Raw genomic sequence first — 8,178 nt, 5'->3', positions numbered from 1 at the left:
CCCCACGAGCCGCCGCCCTCAGGAGCCTCCTGGCGGCCACCGGCCTTCAGAAGCTCCCGGCGGCCACCGGCCTTCAGAAGCTCCCGGCGGTCACCGGTCTCAGAAGCCGTCCGCCTGGGACCCGGCCTCCTCGTCCGACTTAGCCATCGTGTCGGACGTCTCCTTCCCGGCGTCCGTCACCGCGCCCAGCCGCTTGCTCAGGTACGCGAGCGTCTCCGTCAGGTTCTCGGTGGGCTTGTCGACCTGCTGGTGGTACGTCTTGCCGATCTCGTCCTGGCCCGCGGACTCCTTGTTGATCCGGTTGATCTCCACGATCGCCCGGCTGAGATCCGTGAGACAGCGCTGGTAGTCCTCGTAGTGGGCGAACTTGCTCTTGAGGTCGCTCAGGACCTTCAGGTCGTCAGCCACTGAACTCCTCCTGCTTCCCGGTGGGGATACGGCTCTCGGACTCGGTGGCGAAGTCGTCCTGCTTCGCCTGCTGTTCGGAGGGGCGGCGAGACGTCGGCTCCTCGGCCGCGAACTCCTCCTGCTTGGCCGCCTTCGCCTCCTCCTGGGACTCCTCCAGGCCGAAGGACGGGGCCATCGACCGCAGCGGCTTGAGGAGTTCGTCCATCTCGACGGGCGTGCCGACGAGCCCCGTCACACTGCGCAGGTGCCCGCCGAAGTCCTCGAAGCCCTTGATGCGCTCGATGACCTGGGTGCCCATCCTGGCCCGTGCCTCGTTGAGGACGGTGACGAGGACGGCGGCCAGTTCGGCCGGAGCCATCGACTGGTACGCCTTGGTGTGGAAGGTCATCGAGATCACCTGGCCCTGGGGGCCGACCGTCACCGACACCATGTGGTTCTTGGAGGTGGCGGACGCGGTCGCCGCGTCCAGTTCGCTCTTGGCAGCGAGCATCTTGTCCCGCTGGTCGTGCAGGGCCGACATCGCGTCCTTGAGGATGCTCTCGAAGTCGATGGCCATGGGGCCGCCTTTCGTGAAGGAAGAGAGGGAGGAGCGGGCGTCCGGGGCGGACGGTGTCAGCGGCCGATGACCCCGCTGACGGAGCCGGTGTCGGTGCCCCAGGTGTCCTCGTCCTCGGTCAGCCAGGTGGTGCGCTGCCGGTCCTTGCCCTGGTTGGGCTGACCGCCGCCCGCCGCGCCGGGACTCATCGGCGGCATCATCGGGGGCTGCGAGGTCCCGGGGCCGCCACCCGTGCCGGTGCCGCCTCCGGTGCCGCCGCCCGTACCGCCTCCGGTTCCCGTACCGCCGCCCGACTGCCGGCCGTCGGACGAGGCGCTGGCCGTGGCCGGTGGGCCGTCCCCGCCGCCGAGCATCCGGGCGACCCGCTCGCCGATCCCGCCCGTGCCGCCGACCACCGAGGTCACGCTCTTCGGCCCGCCGCCGCCACCGAGACCGCCGCCACCGTGACCGGCACCGTTCGAACCGAGGTTGTTCAGGTCGAACTTGCGGCTGCCGCTGCCGCTGCCGCCGGAACCGGCCCCGAGCCCGTCCCAGCCCTGCTTCCCGCCGCCGGTGGTGGGGTTCTTCTGCTCGGGACGGGTGGAGAGGGCGTGCTCGGCGTTGGTGAGCAACTGGTGGCTGCGGCTGATCGGGTTGCCGCTCGCGTCGACGACGACGCCGTCCTTGAGGACGGCCCCCTTCGGCAGCACGTAGGGGTTGCCGTTGGAGTCGAGCAGCGGCTTGCCCTTGGCGTCGACGATGCTGCCGTCGGCGAGGATCTTCGCCCCCTCGGGGAGCCGGATCCGGTCGTAGCCCGCGCCCGGCGTTCCACCGGTCTGGGTGTCCTCGCGGCCCGGTGTCTGGGGCGTCCCCACCTTTCCGCCCGGCGGGGCGACGATCTGCTTGCCGCCCGTGCCCAGGACCGGATTGCCCTTGGAGTCGTAGACCTTGCCGTCCTTGCCGATGCGGGAGCCCGGCGGCACCATGACGGGCCTGCCGTCCGCGCCGATGACGGGCTTGCCGTTCTTGTCGAGCAGCGGGACGTTGCCGCCGCCCGTGCCCTTGCCCGGTCCCGAGCCCTCCGACCCGGTCGAGGAGCCGGGGAACGTGATCGGAGGCTTGGGGCCGCCGGGGAGATTGCCGGGACCCTTGCCTCCCGAGCCGCCCTCCTTGCCGCCGGTCATGTCGGGGACCTTGATGCCGCCCCCCGGGCCTCCGCCGGGACCGCCCCCGGCGCCGCCTTCGCCGCCCCCGTTCCCGCCGATCCCGTCCGGCAGGCCGCCGCCGGGGCCGCCGGGACCGGGGCCGCCGGGACCGCCCGCACCGGGACCCCCGGCACCGCCCGCGCCGCTCGGCAGGGTGAAGTTCGGCTGGTAGACGCCCTCCTCAAGGGCGGACGCCAGCGGGAGATAGGCGTTGTCCATGCCGTTGAGATGGGTCGTCGCGGTGGCGTCGAGACTGCTGAGCGTCTGCAGCCACTCGTCCTTCGCCTTCCGTTCGACCCCCCTGACCCATTCCGGGGGGCTGACGTCCGCCCCGGTGTTGTCGGAGATCTTCTTGAAGGAAGCGCTGGAGCTGCTCGTGTAGCCGTTCGCGTACGACGCCGTGGACGTCGTCCATTCGACCTCGAGCGTCGAGCCCTCCATGAGCGCGATGAAATGGGCGCGCAGCAGCTCCACCCCGTTCATGGCCGAGTAGTTGTGCTGTTCGCCGCTGCTCTTCACCAGGAGGCTGCGGCCCTTCCTCCACGTCTCGAACCCCGTGTACATCCCCCAGGAGGAGGCGTCGAGCGCGACCTTGGCCTTGTCCAGCAGATCGACGATGTTGTTCGGCGTGGTGATGTCCAGCCTGACCTTGTTCATCTCCATGTGGATGACGTCGACGAACTTCTTGAACGAGCCCGCGGCGCTGCCCCGCCACTCGCTCCCCTCGGACTCCAGGTCCTCGCCCCAGCCCTTGATGAGCGGGATCCACTCCTCCAGCCACTTGACCACACCGTCCAGCTGGTTCTTCGCGTTGTCGAACGTGAAGTAGTTGACGATGTCCGTCTTCGCGGACGAGCTCCCCCTGACCAGAGGGCCCAGCGCCTTGTACGGCTCGTTGAGGAACAGGTTGTACGGGGACTTGGGCTCGTCGAAGTAACCCTTCCAGTTGGCGCTGAACCCCACCACGAACCGGGAGCTGCTGGTGCCGTAGGTGGCGGTGTAGTCCCAGTAGAAGTCGAAGATCGTGCTGTAGTCCTTGGACAGGGGGACGTTCTTCTCGATGCGGAAGGTGCCGAAGTCGGACCAGTCCTGAGATCCCGCCCCGGCCACCGCGTCCCGGGTCGTCAACGCCCCGGTGGTGTCCATGAAGACCTTGAGGCCGTTCTCCCAGGTCCACGTCTTGTCCGCCATGGTCGCGCCGAACTCCTCTTTGAAGGTGGGGGGTCTACTTCGCGGGCGCGGAACCGGCGCCGCTGGACTGCTGGCCGTCGCGCTGGATCATGCTGAGGAGCTCCCACATCTCGGTCACGTCGACGGAGTCCCCGGCCGCGTCGCCGAGGATCTCCTTGACGCTCCGCAGATTGAGGCTGCCGCTCTTGGCGATGCCCTGGAGCTTGTCGAGCGCGCCCTCCAACTGCGCGGTCAGCGCGGCGAACCCCGCCTGGACGCGCGCGGCGCTGTTCAGCTCCTTCGTGTTGCCCGGCAGGATCAGGCCGTAGTCGCCGTTGGACTGCTTGGACGTCCAGTCCGGGAGCGACAGCAGGACCGTGTCCGTGGTGAGCTCCTTGAGCAGTTCCTCGAACCGCTTCGCCTTGGCCAGCAGGACGTCCTCCGTGACCGTGGTGGAACTGCCGTCGTCCTCGTTGTCGTCGGAGTTCGAGGGGTTGGTCGCCATGGGGCCTCTCCTGTCCTGAGCTGTGCCGTACGCGGTCCGGCACGGAGAACGGAAGCCCCGCGCTCCGGGGTTCAGACCGGCCCCGGAACGACGGAACCCGGCACACCGGCGAAGGACGGCGGGCCGGGTTCCGGAGCGGGACTCAGCGCTGGAACAGGTAGGCGCTCTTGCGGTCGCCGTTGCGGATGATGCCGTGCGCGTCCGACAGCAGGTCCGCGCCCTTGTTGAACTGCTGCGACAGGCTGGAGTCGAGGCTGTTCACAGCCTGCTTGAACTCCGCGAACTCCTTGGCCGCCTCACCGGTGAACTCCGACCGGATGGCGTCGAGGCGCTGCACGATGGTCTCCAGGGCCGAGTTCATCGTGGTGGCGACCTGCTTCATCTGGGCATTGGCGTCCTCGAGCGCGCCGTGCTTGATGTCCATGTCCATTTCGCTCATGCGCGTTCCTTACAGAGGAGAGGAAGAAGGGGGAGGAGGGAGAGGAGGGGGAGGCCGGGAGGGGTCACTTGCTGAGGATGTCGTAGACGTCGCCGCTCCACAGATCCATGTTGGCCTCCGCCTCACCCGCGGTGTCCGCCATGACCTTGCTCGTGGTGCCGACCGCGTCCAGCAGGTCCTTGTACTCGGCCATCACCGAGCGGTAACCGCGCTGCCAGTTCTCGATCTTCGCGATGAACTTGGTTCCGGCGGTGGACCTCATGCTCTGCGCGACCTGCTGCGCGATGTCCTCGGACTGGGTGTAGGCCCGCTCCATCGTCTGGAGGTGCCCCTCCAGCTCGTTGAGGGTCTGGGTGAGTACCTCGGACGACACCTTGAGGTTGTCGTTGGGAATGTCGGTCACCTGATCTCCTTCGATCGTACGGTCGTTGGGGTCCCCGGCAGGGGGAACGGGCCGTTCACGGCGCGGGGTTCACCGGCTCCGCGGCATCGGCGGCCACACCCTTCACCCGCTCCCCGGCGCGCGCTTCCACCCCGGGACAGACCGGCGCGGGCACGCCCGCGTCGACCACCCCCGCCGCCGCCAGCGCCGACGGATCCAGCGCCGGTCCCGTCGGCAGCAGGGTCAGCAGGACCGCGGGCACCCCCACCGCCGCCGCGCCCGCGTAGCCGAGGGTCTTCGCCGACTCCGGAGTCGGCAGGGGATACTTCACGCCGTTGTCCGCGACCAGATACGTCGTCCCGGCCGCCCCCGCCCCCGACAGCGCCCGCACCAGCGCGCCGCCCCCGGGCCGTACGGAGACCAGATCCGCCGCGCCGCACGCCGCCGTCACCCCCGGCTGGGGCGCCACCGGCCGGCCCGCGACCGCCGCCGCGTCGGCCACGGTCACCAGAGTGCCCGGCCGGCCGTCCGCCGAGGGCCGCACCGCCGTGCACACCCCCTGCCCGGCACCCGGCTCCACCAGCTCCGGAGGCGTCTCCGGAAGGCCCGCGTCCGGCAGGGTCCCGGGCGGCGCCGGATGGGCCGCCAGATCGGCGGCGCCCACCGCCACGGCGACCGCGGGCGCCCCCGCGTACGCCTCCCGCTGCGTACGCGGATCGCCGCGCAACAGCTCGAACCGGGTCCGGTCCAGCGCCGCGAGACCCTTCCGGGTCAGGACGTACGGATCACCGCCCGGATCCGTGAAGAGCTGGCCGATCCGGGTCTTCCCCCCGGCCAGCACGGGACCGGGCGTCCCCCGCCCCGCGATCTCCGGCAGCGCCAGATCGGGACCCGCCGGAAGCGAGTTGAGATAGGACGACGCCACCGGGAACGGGGCCGCCGTGCCGTAGCCGAGCGCCGTCCCCGCGCCGGCGCCGAGCCGCAGCCGCCTCCCCTGCCACAGCACGTGCCCGGTGCCGTCCGAGGCGGCCACCAGCACCCCCTGACCGGGGCCCAGCGCCCGGCCCGCGTCCGCCGAACCGACCGCCACCGAGACCACCGGACCGGGCCGCCCGGTCGCCGTGGCCTCCGTCAGACCGCACACCAGCCAGTCGCCCCGGGCCAGCGCGGACGCGGCCGGGAGCCCGTCCGGCGCACCCACGATCCCCACCGGCCCACCGCGCGGCACCGCCCCCAGCGAGTTCAGACCGACCTGCGAGACGGTCATCTTCGGCCCGGCCACCAGCCGGGCGCTGGCCTGGTTCAGCACCGGCCGCAGCTCCCCGCCGACGAACAGGTACCGGGCACCCGTCTCCTTGACCACCACCAGGGTCCCCGGCTTGGCCCAGCCCTTCGCACCACCCGGCTTGATCGCCCCGTACAGGCCCATCACCAGAGCGATGATCACGGCGATGAACAGTCCGGTACGCACCCCACGGGTGGTCCGCCGGGTCGGGAGGTCCAGCGAGTCGGGCTCGCCCCGCAGCATCCCGGCCCCGAGCCTGCTCATCACGAACAGGTGGGCCTGCACCTGGTCGCGTCTGGACTGCATGTGAACTCCTGGAGGGGGAGGGGAAGGGGACGTCGGTGGTCGGAGGTGTTTCCGGGGGCGCCGCTCAGCCGGTGAGCCCGCGCACCCACGCGAACACCCCGGCCTCGGTCAGCGCCAGCGGGATCAGGCTCAGCGCCAGCGCACTGTGCAGCAGGTCGGCGGCCCGCCCCCAGTACGGCAGCAGCCGCCGCCCCGGCACCGTCCACGAGAAGATCGCGAGCGCCGCGGCGACCGCCACCAGACCCGTCAGCAGACCCGTACGGCCCGTCGGGCCCAGGGAGAGCGCCCACCCGGTCGTGAGCAGGGCCAGCCCGTACACGCCCGGCAGGATCAGGGCCAGCCGCTGCCACCGGGAGCCGACCTCCCGGACGTGCAGGATCAGCAGCAGCGACAGCACGGCCGCCAGCGTCACCGGGGCCCAGCCGGGCGCGGGCGCCATCAGTGTCAGACAGGCGGCGCACAACGCGCCCGTCACCACGTGGAAGGCGGTCAGATAGCCGTCGGCCACGGCGCTGCGGTCCACGACATCCCGCGCCGGATACGACTCGATGTCCTCCTGCAGCTCCTCGGCCCGGCGCGGCAGCGCGGGCAGCTTCAGCCCCGAGAGCCGGAAGGCGAAGCCGGGCAGGAACGCCCCGAACACCACCACGAGCACGGCCAGCGCGCCCGCCGTCTCCGACACCGAGAGCCCCGCGAGGACGAGCGCCCCCGCCGCCGAAGCGGCCACCGAGGTGATGAGCAGCCCGAGGAACAAGGGCGCGGAACAGGCCACGGACGCCAGCGCCAGGACCGAGGCGCCCGCCGCCGTCGAACCGCCCGCGAGCAGCCGGGCGGCCGTCAGATCGCTCTCCCCGGCCGGAAGCAGCGCCCCGGCCAGCGCCAGATAGGGCACCGCCGCCGCGCCGAGCGCCGTACCGGCCCCCGCGTCGCCCACCGCCCGCGCGGCGCTGCCCGCGCCGAGGAGCAGCAGGACCCCGGTCCCGGCCGCCGCGACCACCCGCAGCGGACCGAGTCCGCCGGAGAGGGCCAGGAGGACGAATCCGCCCGCCAGGGCGAGCAGCGCGACACCGAGCGCCAGATGGTGGGTGAGGGCGGGGTGCCAGCCGTCGCCGCGCCGTTCGAGACCGGCCGCGACACCGTCGATGATGTCGTCGAAGTGCACCTCGGGCAGCGCCTCGCGGCGCATCCGCAGATGGAGGCGCTCGCCGTCGCGCAGCCCCAGGGCCTCCGCCGTCCGCTCCTCGTCCAGCGGCTCCTCACCGAGCCGCTGGAGCACCCAGCCGCCCGCTTCGACGGCCTTCTCGTCCAGGTCGTCCCCGGAGTAGCCGACGATGGTCGGCAACAGGTCCGCCAGGGGGACGTCGGCCGGTACGGAGAGCTCGACCACCTTGTGCGGCCCGTGGAACCTCAACCGGCACAGCCCCGCCACCGCGCTACCGCTCACTGCCCGCGTGTCCTTCCCGCTGTCCAGCCGAGGCCGGAACGCCCTCGGCGGACAGGGGAACGGAAGCGCCCCCGCGGCCGGTTCAGTCGCCCCCGCGCGGCTCGCCCCGCAGCTCCCGCACCAGCGCCTCGACGCCCTCCTCGCCGTACCGCGCCACGAGCACGGCGGCCAGCTCGGCCACCGACCGCCGCTCGGCCTCGCTCCAGCCCCCCGCCGACGGATGCTCGTCGACCACGAACACGCGCGCGATCAACCGTGCCTCCGGCTCCGGCGGGCCGACCGGGGCGGCGGACCCCAGCAGCCGGGCGAGCGCGTCCACCACCTCGGACGCGGTGGCCTCCGGCACGTCGAGGCCGGTCACGGCCCCGCCGAGCGGATCCCCCTCCTCCGGGCGGACCCCCGGCAGCCAGGTCCGCAGCAGCGCCCGCACCTCGGGCGCCCCGCCGTCCTCGTCCTCGTACACCGCTCTCCTTCCGGCACCGCCCCGACGGGCGTGGAC

Annotated in this window: 9 protein-coding genes; all 9 read right to left on the bottom strand. The window is 72.0% G+C overall.

Features of this window, described 5'->3' with window-relative positions; all coding sequences use genetic code 11:
- Positions 1-99 precede the first annotated feature (99 nt).
- The gene (locus ACFXGN_RS27040; protein ID WP_384864154.1) at positions 100-408 is read right to left on the bottom strand and encodes a hypothetical protein; all 309 of its coding nucleotides are present in this window, start codon (positions 406-408) and stop codon (positions 100-102) included.
- Positions 401-964, bottom strand: a complete 564-nt coding sequence (locus ACFXGN_RS27035) for a YbaB/EbfC family nucleoid-associated protein (RefSeq protein WP_384864152.1) — start codon at positions 962-964, stop codon at positions 401-403. Before ACFXGN_RS27035 ends, ACFXGN_RS27040 begins: the two co-directional genes overlap by 8 nt.
- A gap of 56 nt (positions 965-1,020) precedes the next feature.
- Positions 1,021-3,339: a hypothetical protein gene (locus tag ACFXGN_RS27030; RefSeq protein ID WP_384864150.1), complete on the bottom strand. Its 2,319-nt coding sequence runs from the start codon at positions 3,337-3,339 to the stop codon at positions 1,021-1,023.
- Positions 3,340-3,373: 34 nt separating this feature from the next.
- The gene (locus ACFXGN_RS27025; protein ID WP_384864148.1) at positions 3,374-3,823 is read right to left on the bottom strand and encodes a hypothetical protein; all 450 of its coding nucleotides are present in this window, start codon (positions 3,821-3,823) and stop codon (positions 3,374-3,376) included.
- Positions 3,824-3,965: 142 nt separating this feature from the next.
- Positions 3,966-4,262: a WXG100 family type VII secretion target gene (locus tag ACFXGN_RS27020; protein WP_384864146.1), complete on the bottom strand. Its 297-nt coding sequence runs from the start codon at positions 4,260-4,262 to the stop codon at positions 3,966-3,968.
- Between the two features lie 64 nt (positions 4,263-4,326).
- A complete protein-coding gene (locus ACFXGN_RS27015) occupies positions 4,327-4,665 on the bottom strand; it encodes a hypothetical protein (RefSeq protein ID WP_384864145.1) in 339 nt (112 codons plus the stop codon).
- Between the two features lie 55 nt (positions 4,666-4,720).
- On the bottom strand, positions 4,721-6,235 hold the full coding sequence (gene eccB / locus ACFXGN_RS27010) for a type VII secretion protein EccB (protein WP_384864143.1): 1,515 nt from the start codon (positions 6,233-6,235) through the stop codon (positions 4,721-4,723).
- Positions 6,236-6,299: 64 nt separating this feature from the next.
- Complete coding sequence (eccD, locus tag ACFXGN_RS27005; protein ID WP_384864141.1) at positions 6,300-7,679, bottom strand: type VII secretion integral membrane protein EccD; 1,380 nt, start codon at positions 7,677-7,679, stop codon at positions 6,300-6,302.
- An 82-nt stretch (positions 7,680-7,761) separates the two neighbouring features.
- On the bottom strand, positions 7,762-8,142 hold the full coding sequence (locus ACFXGN_RS27000) for a hypothetical protein (protein WP_384864139.1): 381 nt from the start codon (positions 8,140-8,142) through the stop codon (positions 7,762-7,764).
- Positions 8,143-8,178 lie beyond the last annotated feature (36 nt).

This window comes from Streptomyces sp. NPDC059247, from assembly GCF_042754005.1.
Classification (GTDB): domain Bacteria; phylum Actinomycetota; class Actinomycetes; order Streptomycetales; family Streptomycetaceae; genus Streptomyces.
The sequence above is the reverse complement of the archived record's forward strand: the minus strand, read 5'-3'. Positions and strand labels throughout refer to the sequence as shown.

What these genes read in the sequence shown, in the direction of transcription:
- ACFXGN_RS27035 (WP_384864152.1), bottom strand. Translation starts at nt 964, where the DNA reads ATGGCCATCGACTTCGAGAGCATCCTCAAGGACGCGATGTCGGCCCTG.
- ACFXGN_RS27030 (WP_384864150.1), bottom strand. Translation starts at nt 3,339, where the DNA reads ATGGCGGACAAGACGTGGACCTGGGAGAACGGCCTCAAGGTCTTCATG.
- ACFXGN_RS27025 (WP_384864148.1), bottom strand. Translation starts at nt 3,823, where the DNA reads ATGGCGACCAACCCCTCGAACTCCGACGACAACGAGGACGACGGCAGT.
- ACFXGN_RS27020 (WP_384864146.1), bottom strand. Translation starts at nt 4,262, where the DNA reads ATGAGCGAAATGGACATGGACATCAAGCACGGCGCGCTCGAGGACGCC.
- eccB (WP_384864143.1), bottom strand. Translation starts at nt 6,235, where the DNA reads ATGCAGTCCAGACGCGACCAGGTGCAGGCCCACCTGTTCGTGATGAGC.